The organism is Pseudomonas sp. GW822-FHT03F08, from assembly GCF_058801265.1.
Genome location: NZ_JBXANC010000003.1, coordinates 692532 through 713228, shown reverse-complemented (window position 1 = coordinate 713228; position 20697 = coordinate 692532). Strand labels below are relative to the sequence as shown.

Genomic DNA, 20697 nt, shown 5'->3' with positions numbered 1-20697 from the left:
ACCGGACATGAACCAAAAGAGTCTGCAATTCAAATCCCTCACCGTGCTGCTGTTTCTGGTGACCATCGCCTTCATCTGGATCCTGCTGCCGTTCTACGGCGCGGTGTTCTGGGCGGTGATCCTCGGCATTCTGTTTGCGCCGATGCAGCGCCGGTTGCAGCAGAAATTCGGCTGGCAACGCAACCTGACGTCACTGTGCACCCTGAGTGTCTGCGTGGTGATCGCGATCCTGCCGGTGATCGTCATCAGCGTCTTGCTGGTGCAGGAAGGGGCGGTGCTCTACGACAACATCGAAAGCGGCAAGCTCGACATCGGCGCGTATCTGGCGCAGTTCAAGCACAGCCTGCCGCCGTACTTTCAGCACCTGCTCGACCGTTTTGGCGTGGGTGAACTCAATGCCTTGCGCGAGAAAATCGTCAAGGCTGCGATGCAGGGCAGTCAGGTGCTGGCGACCCAGGCGTTCAGTTTCGGCCAGGGCACGTTCGATTTCGTGGTGAGTTTTTTCATCATGTTGTACTTGCTGTTCTTCTTTCTGCGCGATGGCGCCGAACTGGCGCGTAAAGTGCGCACGGCGGTGCCGCTGGAGGAGCATCACAAGCGTCGGCTGCAACTGAAGTTCAACCGGGTGGTGCGCGCCACGGTCAAAGGCAACCTGCTGGTGGCCATTACTCAGGGCGCATTAGGCGGGGCGATTTTCTGGTTTCTCGATATTCCCAGCGCGTTGCTCTGGGCGGTGTTGATGGCGTTTCTATCGCTGTTGCCAGCGGTGGGTGCGGGGATTGTCTGGGCGCCGGTGGCGGTTTATTTCCTGCTCAGCGGGATGATCTGGCAGGGCGTGGTGCTGGGGTTGTTCGGGATATTCGTGATCGGCCTGGTGGACAACGTGCTGCGTCCGGTGCTGGTCGGCAAGGACACCCGCATGCCCGACTATATGATTTTGATTTCGACGCTGGGCGGGATGGCCGTGTTCGGCCTCAATGGTTTCGTGATCGGGCCTTTGATCGCTGCATTGTTCATGTCGAGTTGGGCGCTGTTCATCGAAACCAGGCCGAAGGTGCAGCTGCCTTAAGCCTTGAACGGACCGTTGATCAGCCGTTGCGACAATGCCTGGGCGGCTGGCAGTGAAGTGAGCGGGCCGCTGACCGGCTCGCCGTCGCGCACCAGATACCAGCAGGCGAGCAGTCCCATTTCTCTGAGCGATGCGGGAACCGCGCTGCCGATAACGGACATGATTTGAACCTGAGCCATGAGAAGTACCTCCATCAATCTATGGAGCTACCTTAAGGACTCGTCCGTTTCAGGGACAATCAACGCTTTCGATAGTGGACATTGATGCCAGTGAGGACTGGCTCAATCCACCACTTGATCGAGCATGTGCACGATCTCGTGCTCATTGAGCAAGCCCTTGCGCACCAGGTTTTCCGCCAGCAGCGACACAAACTTCGCCGTGCGATGGCCTTCCAGGTGCTTGAGCTCGGTCAGTGCGTTGTACACCTTGCTCGAGGTGCATAAACCGACGATGCGGTGCGGATTCTGTGTAGGCATTCAAGTCGTCCTTGTTGTTATCAACCTGTTGTATGCGGACGGATTCAGATTGCGGTTCCGTCATGACAAATAGATGACCGTTTTGTGTTTTGCCCCCGACGGTCGAGTCCATCATGCCGACTTTAACGGTTCAAACTGTCCCCACAGCGACCTTGGCGAGATTTTTTCAGACTTTGTCCGACAGACGGTGCCCTTTATCCAGGGCAAGAAAAAGCCCCGCTAAACAGCGGGGCTTTGTGTTTTGGCTACCAGCGCGGGCCGCCGTAGTAGTGCGGACGACCGTAATAGCCGTGCGGAGGGCCGTAATACACCGGCGCTGGTTGCACGTAGACCGGTTGCTGTACGTAAACCGGGGCCGGCTGGTAGTAGACCGGTGGTGGCGGTTGTTGCACGTACACCGGTGCCGGTTGAGCGTAAACAGGCTGTTGAACATACACCGGACGATCCTGGTTGATGAGCGCCGAGCCGATGATGGCCGAGCCGACGATCGCACCAAATACCGCCGGGCCCTGCCAGCCACCGCCATGGGCTTCTGCCTGACCTGTGATAGCGCATGCACCGATCAACAAGGCCACGATGGGGAGTTTACGAATCATGATAAATCCTCGGTTCTTCGACCCGGCGTCGAGGCCTGCAACAGGCTCGGGATGGCGCGGGGATACTTCTAAGACAGCAACATTTGGAAAAACAGCACGGCGGCTGGGTAAATTTTGTGTAAGGTCTGTACCGGTTTGCTTACCGGGTTTCATGCAACGGCTGTGATGCCCGGAACAGACCGCCTTATGATCGTTCAGAAGCCGATGGTCTGGCTAATCCCGTCCATCCGAAAGTGCATTAGAAGGAGACTCCCATGCAGATGAACCCCAACAAAGACACCCAACTGTGTATGTCCCTGTCTGGGCGTCCCGGGAATTTCGGTCTGCGTTTTCATAACCATTTGTACGAGCAACTGGGCCTGAATTTCTACTACAAGGCCTTCAGCAGCCAGGATCTGCCGGGGGCCGTCGGTGGGATTCGTGCGCTGGGGATTCGTGGTTGCGGGGTGTCGATGCCGTTCAAGGAAGCGAGCATTGCGCTGGTCGATGAGCTGGATGCGTCGGCGGCAGCGATCCAGTCGATCAACACCATCGTCAACACCAACGGCCATCTCAAGGCCTACAACACCGATTACATCGCCATCGCCCAATTGCTGGAAACCCACGCGGTGCCGAAGGACTCGACCTTCGCCCTGCGCGGCAGCGGCGGCATGGCCAAGGCTGTGGCCAGTGCTTTGCGCGATGGCGGTTACAAGAATGGTTTGATCGTGGCCCGTAACGAGCGCGCCGGCCGTGCGCTGGCGGACTCCCTGGGCTATCGCTGGCAGGCGGAACTGGGCGATGAACGCCCGCAGATGCTGATCAACGTAACGCCGGTGGGGATGGACGGCGGCCCGGAAGCGGGTCAGCTTTCTTTTGATGTGGATGTGATCAAGTCTGCCGAGACTGTGTTCGATGTGGTGGCGATTCCCTCGGAAACTCCGCTGATCGTGCGTGGCCGCGTCGAAGGTAAAAAGGTGATCACCGGGCTGGAAGTGATCGCGATTCAGGCGCTGGAGCAGTTCGTGCTGTATACCGGCGTGCGGCCGACGGTCGAGCAGTTCGATGCAGCGGTGGCGTTTGCCCGCAGTTGATGGATCCTGAATAACGGCAAGTCTGCCCGGATTTGCCGTTACCTATACTGCCGGATCAGCAAGCACAGACTTGCCCATCACAAAAAGCCGAGGTTTGCATGCATCCGCCCATTCTCAACCTGAATGACGTCGAACTCGAACCACTCCCCGAAGCCCTGGCTCCCGAAGGCGAAACCGCCGGGCGTTATCAGCAGAAGTTCGCCCGAGTCGGCCAGCAATTGGGCGCGCAGAAACTTGGTTATCGCCTGTATGCGCTGCCACCGGGCATGCGCGGCAGTCCGTTTCACAGTCATCGGGTCAATGAGGAAATGTTTTACGTGGTGGCCGGGGAAGGGGAGGTGCGCCTCGGTGCCGAACGTTTCCCGATCCGCGCCGGCGACGTGATCGCCTGCCAGCCGGGTGGTCCGGAAGCCGCGCATCAGATCATCAACACCAGCTGCGAAGAATTGCGCTATCTGGCGGTCAGCACTCAGCAGCAACCGGAAATCTGCGAGTACCCGGATTCGAACAAATACGCGGTGATGGATAATTTCAGCGTCGATGCCGAAGGCAATGCCTCGGGCTTCGTGGCGGTGGCGCGGCAGGCGGACGGGGTGGATTACTGGGACGGCGAATAACGCCGCCCCATTGCACTTATTCGAGTCGGGCCAGACGCTCTTCCAGCGCTGCAATCCGCGCTTCCAGTTCTTCGATGCGTTCGACTGAAACACCGCTGGTCGCGCCGCGATCACTCGGGTTCTGCCGCGCGGCGATAATCGCCTCGATGTCCGCCGGATCACCCAGTGTGTGGGTGTAACGATCTTCGCGCTGGCCGGCCTGACGTGGAATCAGCACAGCCAGATCCCGAGCGATCAGGCGTTCCAGCTGATGCACCACTTGTTCGGCGTCTTCGAATTCATGCATGCGACTGCTGCGGGTCAGCAGTTCGTTGACGGTCTGCGGGCCGCGCAGGAACATCAGCCCGGTCAGAATCATCTGTGCAGGCACCAGCTCCAGCGCCTTGTCGACCTTGTGCTCCCAGCGGTCGGCGCGACTGCCCATCACCAGCTTGGCGAAACCGCGACCTTCGAGGGCGCGCAGACTCTGGCCGACCTGGCCCTGGGTCAGGTTCATCACCGGTTCCCGGCTGGTTTTCTGATTGCAGGCCAGTACGAGGGCGTTGAGGGTCAGCGGATAGGTTTCCGGGCTGGTGGCCTGTTTCTCGATCAGCGAACCCAGAATGCGGATTTCCGTGGCGTTGAGCCGTGGTTCGTTGGCGTTGGTATCAAGTTCTGTGGTCATCGCGCGTTCCCTCTGCAGTCGAAGGCGCCTAGCCTAATCCTTGCTGGATAAAAGACAAGCCGCGTGGCGCGCGAGCATGGCTATAATCGCCCCACGATTCACCCAGCCACCACGTGAGACTGCCATGACCATTTCCCTGTACGCCGCATCCGTCCCGGTTTTCCAACAAATGCTCAACGCCCTGAGCGATGTGCTGAAAAAGGCCGAGGCCCACGCCACCGAGAAAAACATCGACCCGAACGCTTTCCTGCAAGCGCGTCTGTACCCGGACATGTTCCCGCTGGTGCGTCAGGTGCAGATCGCCGTGGACTTCGCCAAAGGCGTTTCTTCGCGTCTGGCTGAAGTCGAGATTCCGAAATACGACGACACAGAAACCACTTTCGCCGACCTGCAAGCGTTGATCGCCAAGGTTCTGGCCTTCATCGGCGAGATCAAGCCTGAGCAGATCAATGGCAAGGAAGGCATTGAAATCGTTACCCGTCCGGGCACGCCGAAAGAGAAGCGCTTCTCCGGCCAGGCTTACCTGCTGAGCTACGGTCTGCCGCAGTTCTTCTTCCACGTCACCACCACCTACGCACTGCTGCGTCACAACGGTGTGGAAGTGGGCAAGCGCGATTACATGGGCGCGTTCTAAACCGCCCTGCAACGAAAAAGCCCGCCAAGGTGCAAACCTTGGCGGGCTTTTTATTGCGCTCGGTTTTTACGCCGGACGCTGGGTTTTCTGCTCTTCGCCCAGGCACGCGGCGGCGGTGAACAGCACGTCGGTGGAGGAGTTGAGCGCCGTCTCGGCCGAATCCTGCAACACGCCGATGATGAAACCGACTGCGACCACTTGCATGGCAATCTCGCTCGGGATGCCGAACAGGCTGCACGCCAGCGGAATCAGCAGCAGCGAACCACCGGCCACACCCGATGCTCCGCACGCGCAGATCGCCGCGACGACGCTGAGCAGGATGGCGGTCGGGATGTCCACGGCGATGCCTAGCGTGTGCACGGCCGCGAGGGTCAGCACGGTGATGGTGATCGACGCGCCGGCCATGTTGATGGTGGCGCCGAGCGGAATCGACACCGAGTAGGTGTCTTCGTGCAGGCCCAGACGCTTGCTCAGTTCCAGGTTGACCGGAATGTTCGCTGCTGAGCTGCGGGTGAAGAACGCGGTGATGCCGCTTTCACGCAGGCATTTCAGCGTCAGCGGGTACGGGTTGCGACGCAGTTTCCAGAACACGATCAGTGGGTTCATCACCAGTGCGACGAACAGCATGCAGCCGAGCAGCACCGCCAGCAGATGCGCGTAACCGACCAGTGCACCAAAACCCGAAGTGGCCAGGGTCGACGCCACCAGGCCGAAAATCCCCAGCGGCGCGAAGCGGATGACCACGCGCACGATCAGGGTCACGCCGTTGGACAGGTCGCTGACCACTTCCCGGGTGGTGTCGCCCGCATGGCGGATGGCTACGCCCATGCCGATGGCCCAGGCCAGAATGCCGATGAAGTTGGCGTTCATCAGCGCGGTGATCGGGTTTTCCACCACGCTCAGCAGCAGGCTTTGCAGCACTTCACCGATGCCGCCCGGCGCGCTCACGGCGATGTTGTCGGTGGACAGCACCAGATGCGACGGGAACATTGTGCTGGCGATTACCGCGACCACGGCAGCGGCGAAAGTGCCCAGCAGATAAAGGAACAGAATCGGCCGGATGTGGGTTTCCTGGCCGTGCTTGTGGTTGGCGATCGAGGCCATGACCAGCACGAACACCAGGATCGGCGCCACGGCTTTCAGCGCGGATACGAACACCTTGCCGATGAATGCGGTGCCTTTGGCCGCATCCGGCGCGAGCAGCGCCAGGGCGATGCCGGCAATCAGGCCGATCAGGATCTGTGTGACCAGGCTGAGGCTTTTAAGGCGTTGCAATAGAGAAGGGGATGAAGCGGTCATAACGGCATCTCTGCTTTTTTATAGGGTGCAAGGTTGCGTGATCCGGGCGATGAATCGGGGGCAGGCCACAGACACGAACCGAAAGGAATGACGCGACAGCCACGCCGTTAAACGGGCGGCTGAACAGGGTGTACGTTTTGCAGGGCGCGGACTTTATCACAGGGTCGTCCGGATCCTTCAGACCTGTGACGATCTGCCACCGGATTGTTCGGCAACTTAGACAGGTTTGTGCAAGTCACTCTGGAAACACTCTGTTAAGATTGCGCATCCTTATTTTCAAGTTCTGCTGGCGGGCCTTCGGGTCAGCGCTGGTGTCGTCGTTTTGCTGGAGTTCCCCATGCTGTTGCCCATCCTTCTGTTGTCTGCCGCCGGGTTCACGGTGCTGACCACGGAGTTCGTCATCGTCGGCCTGTTGCCGGCGATTGCCCGCGACCTGGCCGTCACCATCCCGCAAGCCGGGTTGCTGGTGACTCTATTCGCTTTCACCGTGGCCATGTTCGGCCCATTCTTGACGGCATATTTCGCCCGTTTCGAACGGCGCAAACTGTTCATCACCATCCTGATCATGTTCGGCCTGGCCAATACCGTGGCGGCATTGGCACCGAACATCTGGGTCATGGCCATTGCCCGACTGATTCCGGCGCTGGGGCTGCCGGTGTTCTGGGCGCTGGCCAGTGAAACCGCCGTGGATATCGTCGGCCCGGACTTCGCCGGTCGTGCCATCGCCAAGATCGGCTTCGGCATCGTCTGCGCCACGGTATTCGGCATTCCGGTCGGCACGCTGATTTCCGATGCATTCGGCTGGCGCAGTGCGTTCGGCATTCTGGCGGTGATCGCGTTTGCCAAGGCGTTGCTGTTGTTTGTCTATCTGCCGAAAACCAGCCTGCACCAGCATCAGGTCAGTTTCGCTTCACAGTTCAAGATCCTGCGCAGCCCGCTGATGCTTGGTCATGTGCTGCTGTCGATCCTGGTGTTCAGCGGCATGTTCACCGCTTACACCTATCTGGCGGACATTCTTGAACGCCTGGCCGGCTTCAATGGCACCGTGGTCGGCTGGTGCCTGATGGGCTTTGGCGCGGTTGGCCTGATCGGCAACTCGCTGGGCGGTCGTGCGGTGGATCGTCATCCGTTGATGGCGTCGGTGATGTTCTGCGCGTTCATGATTCCCGGAATGGTGGCGCTGGTGCCGAACATCAATTCGTCGCTGGGTCTGGCGGCGGCGATGGGCATCTGGGGCGTGACGCAGGCCGCGCTGTTCCTGGTCAGTCACGTGCGCTTGATGAAAGCGGCTCCTGAAGCGCCGGCCTTTGCGGCGTCGCTGAACATTGCCGGGGCCAACCTCGGGATTGGTCTGGGCGCGATCATTGGCGGTCGGGTAATCGACAGCGCCGGCCTCGGCTTCGTGGGTTTCGCCGCAGCCGGGTTCATTCTGCTGTCGATTTTCCTCGCCATGGTGCTGATGGTGCTCAAGCCGCGCGACGTCTGCGCGCCGGCTTAAAACTCTGTAAACAGCTCGCGTCGGGCACCTTCGGTAATCGCTTTGATGCCGGGGTGCTTGACCTTGCGTTCCACCGAGATCGCGTAGAACGATTCGCTCACCGCATCGGTCTGGCCGATCAACTCGACGCCGTACTGGCGCTTCACCTCCTCGGCAATCACGCTCGGGCCGATGAAAATCCCGCTGCCGGACTGGCCGAACGCCTGCATCAAGGCGCTGTCATCGAACTCCCCGACAATTCTTGGCTGAATCTGCTGCTCGGCGAACCAGCGCTGCAAACGGCTGCGCACTACGGTTTCTGCGCCGGGGATCAACAGCGGCGCACCATGCAGGCTGCGTGGGAAATCCTGACCGTACTGCGCCGCCAGTTCGGCGGTGGCGAAGAAGCTGATCCCGCATTCCCCGAGTTTCTGGCTGTAGCCCTTGATGTCCAGGTGCGACGGCATCGGGCTGTCGGAGATCACCAGATCCAGGCGCTGTATCGCCAGATCCGCCAGTAACCGCTCGAGTTTGTCTTCGCGACAGGTGATGCGCAGTGGCTCGCTCAGCTCCATGGTCGGCGCGATCAGGCGATAGACGATGGATTTGGGCACGACGTCCGCCACGCCGACCCGGAACAGGATCTGCTGCTCATTGGGCTGGGCGCGCAGCATCAGTTCCAGTTCGCCACCGAGCTGAAACATCTGTTCGGCATAGGGCAGGGCCTGGCGCCCGGCTTCGGTGAGCTCCAATTGCCGGCCGACCCGTTGAAACAATTCGATGCCGTAGGTCTGTTCGAGCAGGGAAATCTGTCCGCTGATGGTTTGTGGCGTCAGGTTCAGTTGCTCGCACGCGCGCACGATACTGCCGGTCTTGGCGACCACCCAGAAGTAGTGCAGTTGTCGGTAATTGAGCATGGCGATCCGTCCATGAAATACAGTTCGTATAAATCGAAGTATAGCCGCTAAAAATACGAATTTTCCTGAAGTGTTTGTCTCCCTAGAATGCCCAGCCATCGACGAGTGGTCTGTGACCCTGTCTGTTCATTGGAAGGAAACCTCATGAAATACACGATCCCGGCACTGATGTTTACGTCTTTACTGCTTATGGCGGGTTGCGACCAGGCTGAAAAAAGCGCCCAGCAGTTGATGGGCAAGGCGGCCGAGAGCGCCAAGCAGGCGATCGACGACACGCACAAAGCCGCTGAACAAGCGCTCAGCGAGGCCACTGGCGGCCTGGTCGAGAAAAAAGAAGACCCGGAAAAAGACGCGGAAAAATCCGAATCTTCCTCCAAGACCATCTAAATCGTCTTACAAGAGTCAGGACTGACCCATGGAATATCTGTTAGAACTCGCTTCCAGCCCGACCGCCTGGATTGCCTTGGCCACACTGGTGGTGATGGAAATCGTGCTGGGCATCGATAACCTGATCTTCATCTCGATCCTGACCAACAAACTGCCCGAGCAGTACCGGCAGAAGGCCCGTCGCCTGGGCATCGGCATGGCGCTGATCATGCGTCTGGCCTTGCTGAGCACCATCGCGTTCATCGTTCAGTTGACCGCGCCGGTCATCGAGATCCTCGGCCAGGCGTTCTCCTGGAAGGACATGATCCTGATCGCCGGTGGCCTGTTCCTGGTGTGGAAAGCGACGACCGAGATCCATCACAGCATGGACCCGGCGCCGGAAGATCCGAAGTCCGCGACGTCGACAGTGACCCTGGGCTTTGCTGCCGCCATCGGGCAGATCCTGATGCTGGACATGGTGTTCTCGATCGACAGCATCATTACCGCGGTCGGCATGACCGAACACTTGCCGATCATGGTGATCGCGGTGGTGGTTTCGGTGCTGGTGATGCTGTTTGCGGCTGATCCGCTGGCCAAGTTCATCAACGACAACCCGACGGTGGTGATGTTGGCCCTGGGCTTCCTGATCATGATCGGCATGACGCTGATCGCCGAAGGCTTCGGCGCCCACGTACCGAAAGGTTATGTGTATGCCGCCATGGCGTTCTCGGCTTCGATTGAAGTGCTGAACATGATGTCGCGCCGCGCCAAACAGAAGAAACTGACTGCCGAAGCGTAATCGCTGAAAAACCAAAGGCCGCCTGAACTCGCGAGAGTCCAGGCGGCCTTTTTTGTTTGAGTCGGTTACAGGAGGTCAGTGCGCGGTGGCGTGACGGGTGCTGTGTTTCTCGACTTTCTTGATCGGTGCGGGTTGTGCAGGGTGGTGATGGTGGCGCCGGGAAATCCGCAGCACGCCCCACAGCATGGCGGCGGCGACGGCCAGCCAGCCGGCAATCAGCATTATGATGGTCATGGTCAGGCTCATCTGTGCCTCCTCTTTGCCCTGCGTCGGGCGCTCGCTCTTTTGCGCTTGTCTGGATGACAGTCTAGTCGCTGGCGTGTTTCAGGCTATTGACCAAAGGTCGGTGGTGACCAATCACTTCGCTCTATGCAGGCGATGCATCTGCCCCTTTGGGCTATACCGCAGCGTTACGCCGTCCTATGATCCTCGACCAAGCCGGAACACGATGACCGGTAACTGATCAAGAGAGTGACGATGGTGCAGCTATTTTCCCGGATTCGCATGGCGTTGCTGGTAGCCGGTTGCGTGACAGCATTGGTGGGTTGTGCGGGCAGTGTGGCACCCGAGATCCAGCGCCTGCCGGAGCGCGTTGAGCTCAGCGGCACTTTCTATCGCGGTGAAGCCAATCAGAGCGGGCCACAAGTGCTGGCCAGTCTGCTGTCGCAACAGGGCGTCATGATCACGCCGGGCCTGTTGGAAAAACCGCTGCATTTGCCGGGCGCCGAAGACAAGTTGCAGCAGAATATGCAGAACCTGGCCCGCGAGTACGGCATGGTGGTCTATCCGTTGGACAGCCAGTTGCCCGCGCTGCTGACCCAGGTGGCGGCCGGTTATCCGGTGATGGTGCGCTTCAGCGAGGGTTCGGCGTTCTGGGCCGAGCCGCGTTACGCGATCCTCTCTGGCTACGACCGCAAAAAGCAGAAGGTGCTGCTGCGCGCCGGGATGAACCGCCGCGAACTGATGAGTTTCAGCTCTTTTGAGTCGGCGCTCGAGAAGTCGGGTGGCTGGGCAGTATTGATTCAGAAGCCTTCGCAGATCCCCGCAGCGGTCGATCGCCAGCGTTGGTTGAAAGCGGCTGATGAACTGGCACAGGCCGGTCAGGAGCGCGAGGCGGCACAGGCCCGCAAGGCGCTGGAAGCGAAATGAGGTTCCGTCCGTCTTCTGACGGGCACGATGGCGCGGGGCTAAGCTCTTAAAGGTAACGCCCGATTTTTCGGGTGATGACCCGAATGAGAGGTGCGTATGAGTACCGATTCGAGCTTCGACGACCATAAACCGGACAGTGTGCCGACGACGCCGGAACCGGACGTTGATCCGGTGCTGGACCCGGACAGCCCGCTGCGTGATCCGCTGGCTCGTCCCGCCGTCGTGACACCGGAACATCGGCGCGATCCAAGTGCCGGTGACGGCATTCCCGATGATGACCAGATGCCGCTGCCCAACGACTGATCCAGCAGACGAAAAAAAGCCCCGAAGGTTCGGGGCTTTTTCTTGTGTCGCGGATTACTTGGAGGCTTCGACGACGCCGCTGTGGCGACCCTTGAGGTTCTTCTCGGCCTTGTATTGCTGAGCCACCGCCGGAACGTTGGTGCTTCTGCCGGTTTCCATCCAGCTGCGGATGCGGCTCGCATCGGCAAAGTGGGTGTACTTGCCGAAGGCGTCGAGAATGACCAGGGCGACCGGACGGTTGCTCATCCTGGTCACAAGCACCAGGCAGTGGCCGGCCGGATTGGTGAAGCCGGTTTTGGTGATCTTGATGTCCCAGTCGGCTTTGTTGACCAAGTGGTCGGTGTTGCGGAAACCCAAGGTGTAGTTGGGTTTGCGGAACGACACGGTTTTTTCCTTGGTGGTGGTGAGCTCGCTGAGGATCGGATGTTTTTGCGCGGCCATCAGCAACTTGCTCAGGTCGCGGGCGGTGGAAACGTTGCGTTCCGACAGGCCGGTCGGCTCGACGAAGTGGGTGCTGGTCATGCCCAGCGCCTTGGCCTTGGCGTTCATCGCCGCGATGAATGCCACATAGCCGCCTGGGTAGTGGTGGGCCAGGCTGGCCGCTGCGCGGTTTTCCGAGGACATCAGGGCAATCAGCAGCATCTCTCGGCGCGGCAATTCGCTGCGCAGTTTGACCCGGGAAAACACGCCCTTCATTTCCGGGGTATGGCTGATGTCGACGTCAATCCATTCGTCCATGTTCTGGTGAGCTTCAACCACGACCAGACCGGTCATCAACTTGCTGACGGAGGCGATCGGCACGATCACGTCCGGATTGCTGGAGTAGATGACTTTATTGGTCTGCAGATCCATCAGCAGGGCGCTGCCAGAGGCGATTTTCAGTTGCGAGGCGTCTCGGGGGGCAGCGGTGGTTTCGGCGGCGTTGACCGTTGGCGTGAGGAGCGTGCCTGAAAATGCAAAAACCAGGCTCAGGATGGACAGACGAATATTCACGCGGGCGAACTCATGAAGGTTGGAAATGCCGTTATTTGTAACGGACTGTGTCGTAAAACGACGCATTCTAGGAGTATGGCTGAAGATCTGTCGATGGTTGTTTGTGGGGCATGAAAAAGTCGTGAAAAGCCCTGTGAAAATAGGGGTTTCCGGCGAACGGTAAAGGTTTTTTCGAGGATATGAAAAACCCCGCACGAGGCGGGGTTTCGGGAGTGCGGGAAAAGCGCCTCAGGCGTGCAGGGTTTCTGCCGCGTACAGCGTGTTTTCCAGCAGGCAGGCACGGGTCATCGGGCCGACGCCGCCTGGTACTGGAGTGATCCAGCCAGCGCGGGGCAGGGCGGTTTCGTACACGACGTCACCGACCAGTTTGCCGTCGTCCTGACGGTTGATGCCGACGTCGATCACGATCGCGCCTTCCTTGATCCACTCGCCCTTGACCAGGCCCGGCTTGCCGGCAGCCACCACCACCAGATCGGCGCGGCCGACGTGACCGGCCAGGTCCTTGGTGAAGCGGTGGGTCACGGTCACGGTGCAGCCGGCCAGCAGCAGCTCCATGGCCATCGGGCGACCGACGATGTTGGAAGCGCCGACAACCACGGCGTCCATCCCGTACAGATCGACACCGGTGCTTTCCAGCAAGGTCATGATGCCTTTCGGGGTGCAGGGGCGCAGCAGCGGAATGCGCTGGGCCAGGCGGCCGACGTTATAAGGATGGAAACCATCGACGTCCTTGTCCGGGCGGATGCGTTCCAGCAGTTTGGAGGCGTCCAGGTGCTCAGGCAGCGGAAGTTGAAGCAGAACGCCGTCGATTGCCGGGTCGTCGTTCAGTCGATCGATCAGATCGGTCAGCGCTTCTTGAGTGGTTTCAGAAGGCAGGTCGTAGGCTTGAGAGAGGAAGCCGACCTCTTCACAGTCTTTACGCTTGTGCGAGACATAAACCTGAGAGGCAGGATCGCTGCCGACCAGGATCACCGCGAGGCCGGGAGTGCGCAAGCCTTGCTCGCGACGTTCGGCTACCCGTTGGGCGATCTGCTGGCGCAGGCTGGCGGCGATTGATTTGCCGTCGATTAGTTGTGCAGTCATTGCGCGTGATTAACCATCGAGAGGGGAAAAAAAGAGAACGCATTCTCGCATGTCAGACGGTGAGGGCAAAGGCGCTTGGTCAGCAAATTCCCCTAAGCCCTTTAATTAAATGAATTTTTTTTAAAAAGGATTTGACGACCTGCAGGTCGCTCTATACTATTCGTCGCACTTGTCGGGCACAGCCTAGCACTGGTTAAGAAGGTTGAGCGGAATCAAGGTTCTGCGAGACTGGAAAGCACTTAGTTTGTAGTCCTCCAAGGGTACAGCTAACAAGGCGCCCGTAGCTCAGCTGGATAGAGCATCCGCCTTCTAAGCGGATGGTCGCAGGTTCGAGTCCTGCCGGGTGCGCCATTAGGCAGCTTTGGCACAAGTAACGCGATATGGTGGGCGTAGCTCAGTTGGTAGAGCACGGGATTGTGACTCCCGTTGTCGTGGGTTCGATCCCCATCGTCCACCCCATATTTCGAAAGGCGCCAGATGTAACAGTCTGGCGCCTTTGCTTTAAAAAGCTTCATCCGCGGATGTGGTGGAATTGGTAGACACACTGGATTTAGGTTCCAGCGCCGCGAGGCGTAAGAGTTCGAGTCTCTTCATCCGCACCAATCAAAGCTTCATTCATGCCGTTGGTAGGGTGAAGTTCTACAAAGAAGTTGTTTGGCTTCTTTGGCACGCAATATGGTGGGCGTAGCTCAGTTGGTAGAGCACGGGATTGTGACTCCCGTTGTCGTGGGTTCGATCCCCATCGTCCACCCCATATTTCGAAAGGCGCCAGACTTAACAGTCTGGCGCCTTTTTTGTTTTACGGTTTCGAGTATTTCGGCGACTGCCGGTTTCGGGTCGCAGGGCAGGGCGCTTCGTCGTATTAATGTTGCTCGATGATGCTGCGCTGCCCGCCGACCTTGCTTGCGAGGTTGGCTGTCAGGGAGATGATTCAACCGCCTCTATATATAGAAGAGGTTGGCGCAGAGCCCTGGCTTGATTGGCTGTATTTGCTAACAGGGCGAGGCGCAACCGTTTGTCCCCGCCTTCAAATTGCCTGCTGTTTTCTTACCCGTTTTCAGTAGGGTGACTTCTTGAGTTTGACCCACTAGAATGCATGCCCTTGATTCTTGGGTCGGAAACGGCCGGCTAACGTCTGTGCAACGAGGAATATCCATGCAAGTTTCTGTTGAAAATACTACTGCTCTTGAGCGCCGCATGAGCATCACCGTGCCGGCTGAGCGCATCGAGACTCAGGTCAACAAGCGTCTGCAGCAGACTGCCCAAAAGGCCAAGATTGCTGGCTTCCGTCCAGGCAAAGTGCCAATGAGCGAAATCAAGCGCCGTTTCGGTGCTGATGCGCGCCAGGAAGCGATCGGCGACGTGATCCAGTCCTCCTTCTACGAAGCTGTGGTTGAGCAGAAGCTGAACCCGGCCGGTTCGCCGTCGATCGAGCCTAAGTCGCTCGAAGCTGGCAAGGACCTGGAATACGTAGCCGTATTCGAAGTGTTCCCAGAGTTCACCGTTGCCGGCTTCGAAGGTATCACCGTTGAGCGTCTGAGCGCTGACGTGGCTGACGCCGATCTGGACAAGATGCTGGACATCCTGCGCAAGCAGAACACCCGTTTCGAAGTGGCCGATCGCGCTGCCCAGAACGAAGACCAACTGAACATCGATTTCGTTGGCAAGGTTGACGGCGAAGTATTCGCTGGCGGTTCCGCCAAGGGCACTCAGCTGGTGCTGGGTTCCGGCCGCATGATCCCAGGCTTCGAAGAAGGCCTGGTCGGCGCTAAAGCTGGCGAAGAGCGCGTTCTGAACCTGACCTTCCCAGAGGACTATCAGAACCTGGACCTGGCTGGCAAAACCGCCGAGTTCACCGTGACCGTCAACACCGTTTCCGAGCCAAAACTGCCAGAGCTGAACGAAGAGTTCTTCGCCCAGTTCGGTATCAAGGAAAGCGGCATCGACGGCTTCCGCACCGAAGTTCGCAAGAACATGGAGCGTGAACTGCGTCAGGCGATCAAATCCAAGGTCAAGAATCAGGTAATGGACGGTCTGCTGGCCACCAACCCGATCGAAGTGCCAAAGGCTCTGCTGTCCAACGAAGTTGACCGTCTGCGCGTGCAGGCTGTTCAGCAGTTCGGCGGCAACATCAAGCCTGACCAACTGCCGGCCGAGCTGTTCGAAGAACAAGCCAAGCGCCGCGTTGTGCTGGGTCTGATCGTGGCTGAAGTGGTCAAGCAATTCGACCTGAAGCCAGACGAAGCCCGCGTTCGCGAAATGATCCAGGAAATGGCTTCGGCTTACCAAGAGCCTGAGCAGGTTGTGTCCTGGTACTACAAGAACGAGCAGCAACTGAACGAAGTCCGTTCGGTTGTGCTGGAAGAACAAGTTGTGGATACTGTTCTGCAGAAAGCCAGTGTGACCGACAAATCGGTCTCTTACGAAGAAGCGGTCAAGCCGGTAGAAGCTCCAAAAGCCGACTGATTGTTTTTGCGTTAGAAGCACACACCATAAGCCAGCTTTCGAGCTGGCTTATGCGTATTCAAGACATAACTATTTGGGAGTGACTGCAGAGCATGTTCCGAAATTCGTATATTCAGCAGAACTCTGATATCCAGGCCGCCGGCGGCCTGGTCCCGATGGTTGTCGAGCAGTCCGCTCGTGGCGAGCGCGCCTATGACATTTATTCGCGTCTTCTGAAGGAGCGAGTGATCTTTCTGGTGGGTCCTGTAGAGGACTACATGGCCAACCTGATTTGCGCGCAATTGCTGTTCCTTGAAGCGGAAAACCCGGACAAGGACATCCATCTTTATATCAACTCCCCGGGCGGTTCGGTGACTGCGGGCATGTCGATCTACGACACCATGCAATTCATCAAGCCAAACGTGTCGACCACCTGCATCGGCCAGGCGTGCAGCATGGGCGCATTCCTGCTGACCGCAGGTGCTCCAGGCAAGCGCTTCTGCCTGCCAAACTCGCGTGTGATGATTCACCAGCCACTGGGCGGTTTCCAGGGCCAGGCGTCGGATATCGAAATCCACGCCAAGGAAATCCTTTTCATCCGCGAGCGTCTCAACACGCTGATGGCCAAGCACAGCGGTCGCACTCTGGAAGAAATCGAGCGCGATACCAACCGCGACAACTTCATGAGTGCAGAAGCTGCGAAGGAATATGGCTTGATCGACGAAGTGATCAACCAGCGTCCAGCTTAAAATAAGCAGCTCGAAATAGGCCTGGTCGGCTGGTCCGATCAGCGGCGGGCTTGAAAAAGCCCGCAATAGCCTTCATCTTGTGTTGCAAGCCTATCGGATTTGGATCGAACGAATGACTGACACCCGCAACGGCGAGGACAACGGCAAGCTGCTCTATTGCTCCTTCTGTGGCAAAAGCCAGCATGAAGTGCGCAAATTGATTGCCGGCCCCTCGGTCTTTATCTGCGACGAGTGCGTCGACCTGTGCAATGACATCATCCGTGAGGAGGTGCAGGAAGCACAGGCCGAAAGCAGCGCGCATAAATTGCCTTCGCCTAAAGAAATCAGCGGCATCCTTGACCAGTACGTAATCGGTCAGGAGCGTGCAAAGAAGGTTCTGGCGGTAGCGGTGTACAACCACTACAAGCGTCTGAACCAGCGTGACAAAAAGGCTGACGACGTCGAACTCGGCAAGAGCAACATCCTGCTGATCGGCCCGACAGGCTCCGGTAAAACCCTGCTGGCCGAAACTTTGGCCCGCTTGCTGAACGTTCCGTTCACCATCGCCGACGCAACCACCCTCACCGAGGCGGGTTATGTGGGTGAAGACGTCGAGAACATCATTCAGAAGCTGCTGCAGAAGTGCGATTACGACGTGGAAAAGGCCCAGATGGGCATTGTCTACATCGATGAAATCGACAAGATTTCGCGCAAGTCCGACAACCCGTCGATCACCCGGGACGTTTCCGGTGAAGGCGTGCAGCAGGCCTTGCTCAAGTTGATCGAAGGCACGGTCGCTTCCGTTCCGCCGCAAGGTGGTCGCAAGCATCCGCAGCAGGAGTTCCTGCAGGTTGACACCCGTAACATCCTGTTCATCTGCGGTGGTGCGTTCTCCGGTCTGGAGAAAGTGATTCAAAACCGTTCCACCAAAGGTGGCATCGGTTTCAACGCAGAAGTACGCAGCAAGGAAGAAGGCAAGAAAGTCGGTGAATCCCTGCGTGAAGTCGAGCCTGACGATCTGGTCAAGTTCGGTCTGATCCCGGAATTCGTCGGTCGTCTGCCGGTCCTCGCGACGCTGGACGAGCTGGATGAGGCTGCATTGATGCAGATTCTCACCGAGCCGAAAAATGCCCTGACCAAGCAGTATGCCAAGCTGTTCGAGATGGAAGGCGTGGATCTGGAATTCCGTTCCGACGCGCTGAAATCGGTCGCCAAACGTGCCCTGGAACGTAAAACCGGTGCCCGTGGCCTGCGTTCGATTCTCGAAGGTGTGCTGCTCGACACGATGTATGAAATCCCCTCGCAGTCCGAGGTGAGCAAAGTCGTGATCGATGAAAGCGTGATCGAAGGCAAGTCCAAGCCACTGTATATCTACGAAAACAGTGAGCCGGCTGCCAAGGCAGCGCCGGACGCCTAAGCGTCCAGTCTGCTGGAATAAAGAAGGGGCCTTCGGGCCTCTTTTTTTTTAAGAAATTTTAACGTCCTCATAGCGCTTGTTTTTTTTGGAAGCAGCCCCCATCTTGGTTTCAAGCTTAATTCCATCTGATTACGGCCATATGGCCGCCGTAGAGGCGAAATCATGAAGACCACCATCGAATTGCCTCTCCTGCCATTGCGTGATGTCGTTGTGTATCCGCACATGGTTATCCCGCTGTTCGTGGGGCGCGAGAAATCCATCGAAGCCCTCGAGGCCGCGATGACGGGCGACAAGCAGATCCTGCTGCTGGCCCAGAGAAACCCGGCTGACGATGATCCCGGAGAAGACGCTCTGTATCGCGTTGGCACCATCGCCACCGTTCTGCAACTGCTCAAGCTGCCTGACGGCACCGTCAAGGTTCTGGTCGAGGGCGAGCAGCGTGGCGCTGTCGAGCGTTTCAGCGAAGTCGACGGCCATTGCCGCGCCGAAGTGTCGCTGATTGATGAAGTCGACGCCGCTGAGCGCGAGTCCGAAGTCTTCGTGCGCACGCTGCTGTCGCAGTTCGAACAATATGTTCAGTTGGGCAAGAAAGTCCCGGCTGAAGTCCTGTCGTCGCTCAACAGCATCGATGAGCCTGGCCGTCTGGTAGACACCATGGCCGCGCACATGGCGCTGAAGATCGAGCAGAAGCAGGAAATCCTCGAAATCATCGAGCTGCCGGCACGTGTCGAGCACGTCCTGGCCTTGCTGGATGCTGAAATCGATCTGCTGCAGGTCGAAAAACGCATCCGTGGCCGCGTCAAGAAGCAAATGGAGCGCAGTCAGCGCGAGTACTACCTGAATGAGCAGATGAAGGCCATTCAGAAAGAGCTCGGCGACAGCGACGAAGGCCACAACGAAATCGAAGACCTGAAAAAGCGAATCGATGCCGCTGGCCTGCCGAAAGACGCGCTGGCCAAGGCCACTGCCGAGCTGAACAAACTCAAGCAGATGTCGCCGATGTCGGCTGAAGCCACCGTCGTGCGCTCCTACATCGACTGGCTGGTGCAGGTGCCGTGGAAGGCTCAGAGCAAGGTGCGTCTGGACCTGGCTCGTGCTGAAGACATTCTCGATGCCGATCACTACGGCCTCGAAGAGGTCAAGGAGCGCATCCTTGAATACCTCGCTGTGCAGAAGCGCGTGAAGAAGATTCGTGGCCCGGTGTTGTGCCTGGTCGGTCCTCCGGGCGTGGGTAAAACCTCGCTGGCGGAGTCGATTGCCCACGCCACCAACCGTAAATTCGTGCGCATGGCCCTCGGCGGCGTGCGGGACGAAGCGGAAATCCGTGGCCATCGTCGGACTTACATCGGTTCGATGCCAGGAAGATTGATTCAAAAGATGACAAAGGTGGGCGTCCGCAACCCGCTGTTCCTGCTCGATGAAATCGACAAGATGGGCAGCGATATGCGTGGCGATCCGGCGTCGGCGTTGCTGGAAGTGCTCGATCCGGAGCAGAACCACAACTTCAACGATCACTATCTGGAAGTCGATTACGACCTGTCGGATGTGATGTTCCTGTGCACCTCGAACTCGATGAACATTCCGCCGGCGCTGCTCGACCGGATGGAAGTGATCCGTCTGCCGGGCTACACCGAAGACGAAAAGATCAACATCGCCGTCAAGTACCTGTCGCCAAAGCAGATTGCAGCTAACGGCCTGAAGAAAGGCGAGCTGGAATTCGACGAGGAAGCGATCCGCGACATCATCCGTTACTACACCCGTGAAGCCGGTGTGCGTGGCCTCGAGCGGCAGATTGCCAAGGTCTGCCGCAAGGCAGTGAAAGAGCATGCACTGGAAAAACGCTTCTCGGTGAAAGTGACAGCTGATCTGCTGGAACACTTCCTCGGTGTCCGCAAATTCCGCTACGGTCTGGCCGAGCAACAGGATCAGATCGGTCAGGTGACCGGCCTTGCCTGGACTCAGGTCGGCGGCGAACTGCTGACCATCGAAGCCGCTGTCGTACCGGGTAAAGGTCAACTGATCAAGACCGGTTCGCTGGGTGACGTAATGGTCGAATCGATCACTGCGGCCCTGACCGTGGTGCGCAGCCGTGCCAAGAGCCTGGGCATTCCCCTGGACTTCCACGAGAAGCGCGACACGCACATTCACATGCCGGAAGGGGCTACGCCGAAAGACGGTCCTAGCGCCGGTGTAGGCATGTGTACTGCGCTGGTGTCGGCTTTGACGGGTATTCCTGTGCGTGCCGATGTCGCCATGACCGGCGAGATCACCCTGCGTGGTCAAGTCCTCGCCATTGGTGGTCTGAAGGAAAAACTGCTGGCCGCTCACCGTGGCGGAATCAAGACAGTGATTATTCCGGAAGAGAACGTGCGCGATCTGAAGGAGATTCCTGACAATATCAAGCAGGATCTGCAGATCAAACCGGTTAAATGGATTGACGAGGTCCTGCAAATTGCGCTGCAATACGCGCCGGAGCCCTTGCCGGATGTGGCTCCGGAGATAGTTGCCAAGGACGAAAAACGTGAGTCTGACTCTAAGGAAAGAATTAGCACGCATTAATACGCTTTTGCCTGGGGGGCTTCCTTGACAGCT

22 protein-coding genes and 4 tRNA genes are annotated in these 20697 nt (G+C 58.4%); 17 read left to right on the top strand and 9 right to left on the bottom strand.

Annotated features, from left to right (window positions below; translation table 11 throughout):
• Positions 1-7: 7 nt before the first annotated feature.
• Positions 8-1069: an AI-2E family transporter gene (locus AC1RME_RS10420; protein ID WP_493091103.1), complete on the top strand. Its 1062-nt coding sequence runs from the start codon at positions 8-10 to the stop codon at positions 1067-1069.
• On the opposite strand, the gene AC1RME_RS10415 is transcribed toward AC1RME_RS10420, so the two are convergent.
• The 3 genes from AC1RME_RS10415 to AC1RME_RS10405 all read right to left on the bottom strand — a co-directional run bounded on the left by AC1RME_RS10415 (position 1066) and on the right by AC1RME_RS10405 (position 2141).
• Positions 1066-1248 (bottom strand): hypothetical protein, encoded by a 183-nt coding sequence (locus AC1RME_RS10415; RefSeq protein WP_096822349.1) that lies wholly within the window; start codon positions 1246-1248, stop codon positions 1066-1068. The genes AC1RME_RS10420 and AC1RME_RS10415 overlap by 4 nt on opposite strands.
• Positions 1249-1350: 102 nt before the next feature.
• A complete protein-coding gene (locus AC1RME_RS10410; RefSeq protein ID WP_085712486.1) occupies positions 1351-1545 on the bottom strand; it encodes a hypothetical protein in 195 nt (64 codons plus the stop codon).
• Positions 1546-1790: 245 nt separating this feature from the next.
• Positions 1791-2141 (bottom strand): hypothetical protein, encoded by a 351-nt coding sequence (locus tag AC1RME_RS10405; protein WP_096822348.1) that lies wholly within the window; start codon positions 2139-2141, stop codon positions 1791-1793.
• A gap of 254 nt (positions 2142-2395) precedes the next feature.
• On the opposite strand from AC1RME_RS10405, the gene AC1RME_RS10400 reads away from it, so the two are divergent.
• The gene (locus tag AC1RME_RS10400; protein ID WP_493091101.1) at positions 2396-3214 is read left to right on the top strand and encodes a shikimate 5-dehydrogenase; all 819 of its coding nucleotides are present in this window, start codon (positions 2396-2398) and stop codon (positions 3212-3214) included.
• 98 nt (positions 3215-3312) lie between these two features.
• A complete protein-coding gene (locus AC1RME_RS10395) occupies positions 3313-3831 on the top strand; it encodes a cupin domain-containing protein (protein WP_493091099.1) in 519 nt (172 codons plus the stop codon).
• A 16-nt stretch (positions 3832-3847) separates the two neighbouring features.
• On the opposite strand, the gene AC1RME_RS10390 is transcribed toward AC1RME_RS10395, so the two are convergent.
• Entirely contained in the window at positions 3848-4495 is a 648-nt protein-coding gene (locus AC1RME_RS10390) for a YceH family protein (protein WP_493091097.1), read from the bottom strand.
• 124 nt (positions 4496-4619) lie between these two features.
• Between AC1RME_RS10390 and AC1RME_RS10385 the strand changes: the two genes are divergently transcribed.
• The gene (locus AC1RME_RS10385; RefSeq protein WP_096822344.1) at positions 4620-5129 is read left to right on the top strand and encodes a DUF1993 domain-containing protein; all 510 of its coding nucleotides are present in this window, start codon (positions 4620-4622) and stop codon (positions 5127-5129) included.
• Positions 5130-5195: 66 nt separating this feature from the next.
• Here the strand turns inward: AC1RME_RS10385 and sstT are convergent, their stop codons facing one another.
• On the bottom strand, positions 5196-6428 hold the full coding sequence (gene sstT / locus AC1RME_RS10380; RefSeq protein WP_096822343.1) for a serine/threonine transporter SstT: 1233 nt from the start codon (positions 6426-6428) through the stop codon (positions 5196-5198).
• Positions 6429-6765: 337 nt separating this feature from the next.
• On the opposite strand from sstT, the gene AC1RME_RS10375 reads away from it, so the two are divergent.
• Entirely contained in the window at positions 6766-7926 is a 1161-nt protein-coding gene (locus AC1RME_RS10375; RefSeq protein ID WP_096822342.1) for an MFS transporter, read from the top strand.
• Here AC1RME_RS10375 and nhaR read toward each other — a convergent pair.
• On the bottom strand, positions 7923-8822 hold the full coding sequence (gene nhaR / locus AC1RME_RS10370) for a transcriptional activator NhaR (RefSeq protein ID WP_096822341.1): 900 nt from the start codon (positions 8820-8822) through the stop codon (positions 7923-7925). The genes AC1RME_RS10375 and nhaR overlap by 4 nt on opposite strands.
• A gap of 144 nt (positions 8823-8966) precedes the next feature.
• Here nhaR and AC1RME_RS10365 point away from each other — a divergent pair, with 144 nt between their 5' ends.
• Both AC1RME_RS10365 and AC1RME_RS10360 read left to right on the top strand, forming a co-directional pair.
• Positions 8967-9209, top strand: coding sequence for a hypothetical protein (locus AC1RME_RS10365; protein WP_096822340.1), 243 nt, complete (start codon positions 8967-8969; stop codon positions 9207-9209).
• A gap of 28 nt (positions 9210-9237) precedes the next feature.
• The gene (locus tag AC1RME_RS10360; protein ID WP_096822339.1) at positions 9238-9987 is read left to right on the top strand and encodes a TerC family protein; all 750 of its coding nucleotides are present in this window, start codon (positions 9238-9240) and stop codon (positions 9985-9987) included.
• Between the two features lie 75 nt (positions 9988-10062).
• On the opposite strand, the gene AC1RME_RS10355 is transcribed toward AC1RME_RS10360, so the two are convergent.
• Positions 10063-10221 carry a hypothetical protein gene (locus AC1RME_RS10355; RefSeq protein WP_493091144.1) on the bottom strand — a complete coding sequence of 53 codons (159 nt, stop codon included), beginning with the start codon at positions 10219-10221 and terminating at the stop codon, positions 10063-10065.
• Positions 10222-10464: 243 nt separating this feature from the next.
• On the opposite strand from AC1RME_RS10355, the gene AC1RME_RS10350 reads away from it, so the two are divergent.
• On the top strand, positions 10465-11136 hold the full coding sequence (locus AC1RME_RS10350; RefSeq protein WP_493091095.1) for a peptidase C39 family protein: 672 nt from the start codon (positions 10465-10467) through the stop codon (positions 11134-11136).
• Between the two features lie 96 nt (positions 11137-11232).
• Complete coding sequence (locus tag AC1RME_RS10345; protein ID WP_102621718.1) at positions 11233-11439, top strand: hypothetical protein; 207 nt, start codon at positions 11233-11235, stop codon at positions 11437-11439.
• Positions 11440-11493: 54 nt separating this feature from the next.
• On the opposite strand, the gene pbpG is transcribed toward AC1RME_RS10345, so the two are convergent.
• Together pbpG and folD are read right to left on the bottom strand one after the other, a co-directional pair.
• Entirely contained in the window at positions 11494-12432 is a 939-nt protein-coding gene (pbpG, locus tag AC1RME_RS10340) for a D-alanyl-D-alanine endopeptidase (RefSeq protein ID WP_096822336.1), read from the bottom strand.
• 228 nt (positions 12433-12660) lie between these two features.
• Entirely contained in the window at positions 12661-13515 is an 855-nt protein-coding gene (gene folD / locus AC1RME_RS10335; protein WP_085712473.1) for a bifunctional methylenetetrahydrofolate dehydrogenase/methenyltetrahydrofolate cyclohydrolase FolD, read from the bottom strand.
• A 274-nt stretch (positions 13516-13789) separates the two neighbouring features.
• On the opposite strand from folD, the gene AC1RME_RS10330 reads away from it, so the two are divergent.
• The 8 genes from AC1RME_RS10330 (at position 13790) to lon (ending at position 20664) form a co-directional block, all read left to right on the top strand.
• A tRNA-Arg gene (locus AC1RME_RS10330) sits at positions 13790-13866 on the top strand.
• 32 nt (positions 13867-13898) lie between these two features.
• Positions 13899-13974, top strand: a tRNA-His gene (locus AC1RME_RS10325).
• A gap of 58 nt (positions 13975-14032) precedes the next feature.
• A tRNA-Leu gene (locus tag AC1RME_RS10320) sits at positions 14033-14117 on the top strand.
• 76 nt (positions 14118-14193) lie between these two features.
• A tRNA-His gene (locus tag AC1RME_RS10315) sits at positions 14194-14269 on the top strand.
• Between the two features lie 401 nt (positions 14270-14670).
• Positions 14671-15981, top strand: a complete 1311-nt coding sequence (tig, locus tag AC1RME_RS10310) for a trigger factor (RefSeq protein ID WP_011335037.1) — start codon at positions 14671-14673, stop codon at positions 15979-15981.
• Positions 15982-16073: 92 nt separating this feature from the next.
• On the top strand, positions 16074-16709 hold the full coding sequence (gene clpP, locus AC1RME_RS10305; protein WP_007951559.1) for an ATP-dependent Clp endopeptidase proteolytic subunit ClpP: 636 nt from the start codon (positions 16074-16076) through the stop codon (positions 16707-16709).
• 112 nt (positions 16710-16821) lie between these two features.
• Complete coding sequence (clpX, locus tag AC1RME_RS10300) at positions 16822-18105, top strand: ATP-dependent Clp protease ATP-binding subunit ClpX (protein ID WP_007951558.1); 1284 nt, start codon at positions 16822-16824, stop codon at positions 18103-18105.
• A gap of 162 nt (positions 18106-18267) precedes the next feature.
• On the top strand, positions 18268-20664 hold the full coding sequence (gene lon / locus AC1RME_RS10295) for an endopeptidase La (RefSeq protein ID WP_096822335.1): 2397 nt from the start codon (positions 18268-18270) through the stop codon (positions 20662-20664).
• The last annotated feature ends 33 nt before the right edge of the window (positions 20665-20697 follow it).

Excerpts from the sequence above, each read along its gene's own strand:
- lon (WP_096822335.1), top strand. The coding sequence starts at position 18,268 with ATGAAGACCACCATCGAATTGCCTCTCCTGCCATTGCGTGATGTCGTT.
- AC1RME_RS10415 (WP_096822349.1), bottom strand. The coding sequence starts at position 1,248 with ATGGCTCAGGTTCAAATCATGTCCGTTATCGGCAGCGCGGTTCCCGCA.
- tig (WP_011335037.1), top strand. The coding sequence starts at position 14,671 with ATGCAAGTTTCTGTTGAAAATACTACTGCTCTTGAGCGCCGCATGAGC.
- AC1RME_RS10365 (WP_096822340.1), top strand. The coding sequence starts at position 8,967 with ATGAAATACACGATCCCGGCACTGATGTTTACGTCTTTACTGCTTATG.
- AC1RME_RS10345 (WP_102621718.1), top strand. The coding sequence starts at position 11,233 with ATGAGTACCGATTCGAGCTTCGACGACCATAAACCGGACAGTGTGCCG.
- AC1RME_RS10385 (WP_096822344.1), top strand. The coding sequence starts at position 4,620 with ATGACCATTTCCCTGTACGCCGCATCCGTCCCGGTTTTCCAACAAATG.
- AC1RME_RS10410 (WP_085712486.1), bottom strand. The coding sequence starts at position 1,545 with ATGCCTACACAGAATCCGCACCGCATCGTCGGTTTATGCACCTCGAGC.
- clpX (WP_007951558.1), top strand. The coding sequence starts at position 16,822 with ATGACTGACACCCGCAACGGCGAGGACAACGGCAAGCTGCTCTATTGC.
- folD (WP_085712473.1), bottom strand. The coding sequence starts at position 13,515 with ATGACTGCACAACTAATCGACGGCAAATCAATCGCCGCCAGCCTGCGC.
- AC1RME_RS10405 (WP_096822348.1), bottom strand. The coding sequence starts at position 2,141 with ATGATTCGTAAACTCCCCATCGTGGCCTTGTTGATCGGTGCATGCGCT.
- AC1RME_RS10420 (WP_493091103.1), top strand. The coding sequence starts at position 8 with ATGAACCAAAAGAGTCTGCAATTCAAATCCCTCACCGTGCTGCTGTTT.
- AC1RME_RS10360 (WP_096822339.1), top strand. The coding sequence starts at position 9,238 with ATGGAATATCTGTTAGAACTCGCTTCCAGCCCGACCGCCTGGATTGCC.
- nhaR (WP_096822341.1), bottom strand. The coding sequence starts at position 8,822 with ATGCTCAATTACCGACAACTGCACTACTTCTGGGTGGTCGCCAAGACC.
- AC1RME_RS10355 (WP_493091144.1), bottom strand. The coding sequence starts at position 10,221 with ATGACCATCATAATGCTGATTGCCGGCTGGCTGGCCGTCGCCGCCGCC.
- clpP (WP_007951559.1), top strand. The coding sequence starts at position 16,074 with ATGTTCCGAAATTCGTATATTCAGCAGAACTCTGATATCCAGGCCGCC.
- AC1RME_RS10375 (WP_096822342.1), top strand. The coding sequence starts at position 6,766 with ATGCTGTTGCCCATCCTTCTGTTGTCTGCCGCCGGGTTCACGGTGCTG.
- AC1RME_RS10395 (WP_493091099.1), top strand. The coding sequence starts at position 3,313 with ATGCATCCGCCCATTCTCAACCTGAATGACGTCGAACTCGAACCACTC.
- sstT (WP_096822343.1), bottom strand. The coding sequence starts at position 6,428 with ATGACCGCTTCATCCCCTTCTCTATTGCAACGCCTTAAAAGCCTCAGC.
- AC1RME_RS10350 (WP_493091095.1), top strand. The coding sequence starts at position 10,465 with ATGGTGCAGCTATTTTCCCGGATTCGCATGGCGTTGCTGGTAGCCGGT.
- AC1RME_RS10400 (WP_493091101.1), top strand. The coding sequence starts at position 2,396 with ATGCAGATGAACCCCAACAAAGACACCCAACTGTGTATGTCCCTGTCT.
- AC1RME_RS10390 (WP_493091097.1), bottom strand. The coding sequence starts at position 4,495 with ATGACCACAGAACTTGATACCAACGCCAACGAACCACGGCTCAACGCC.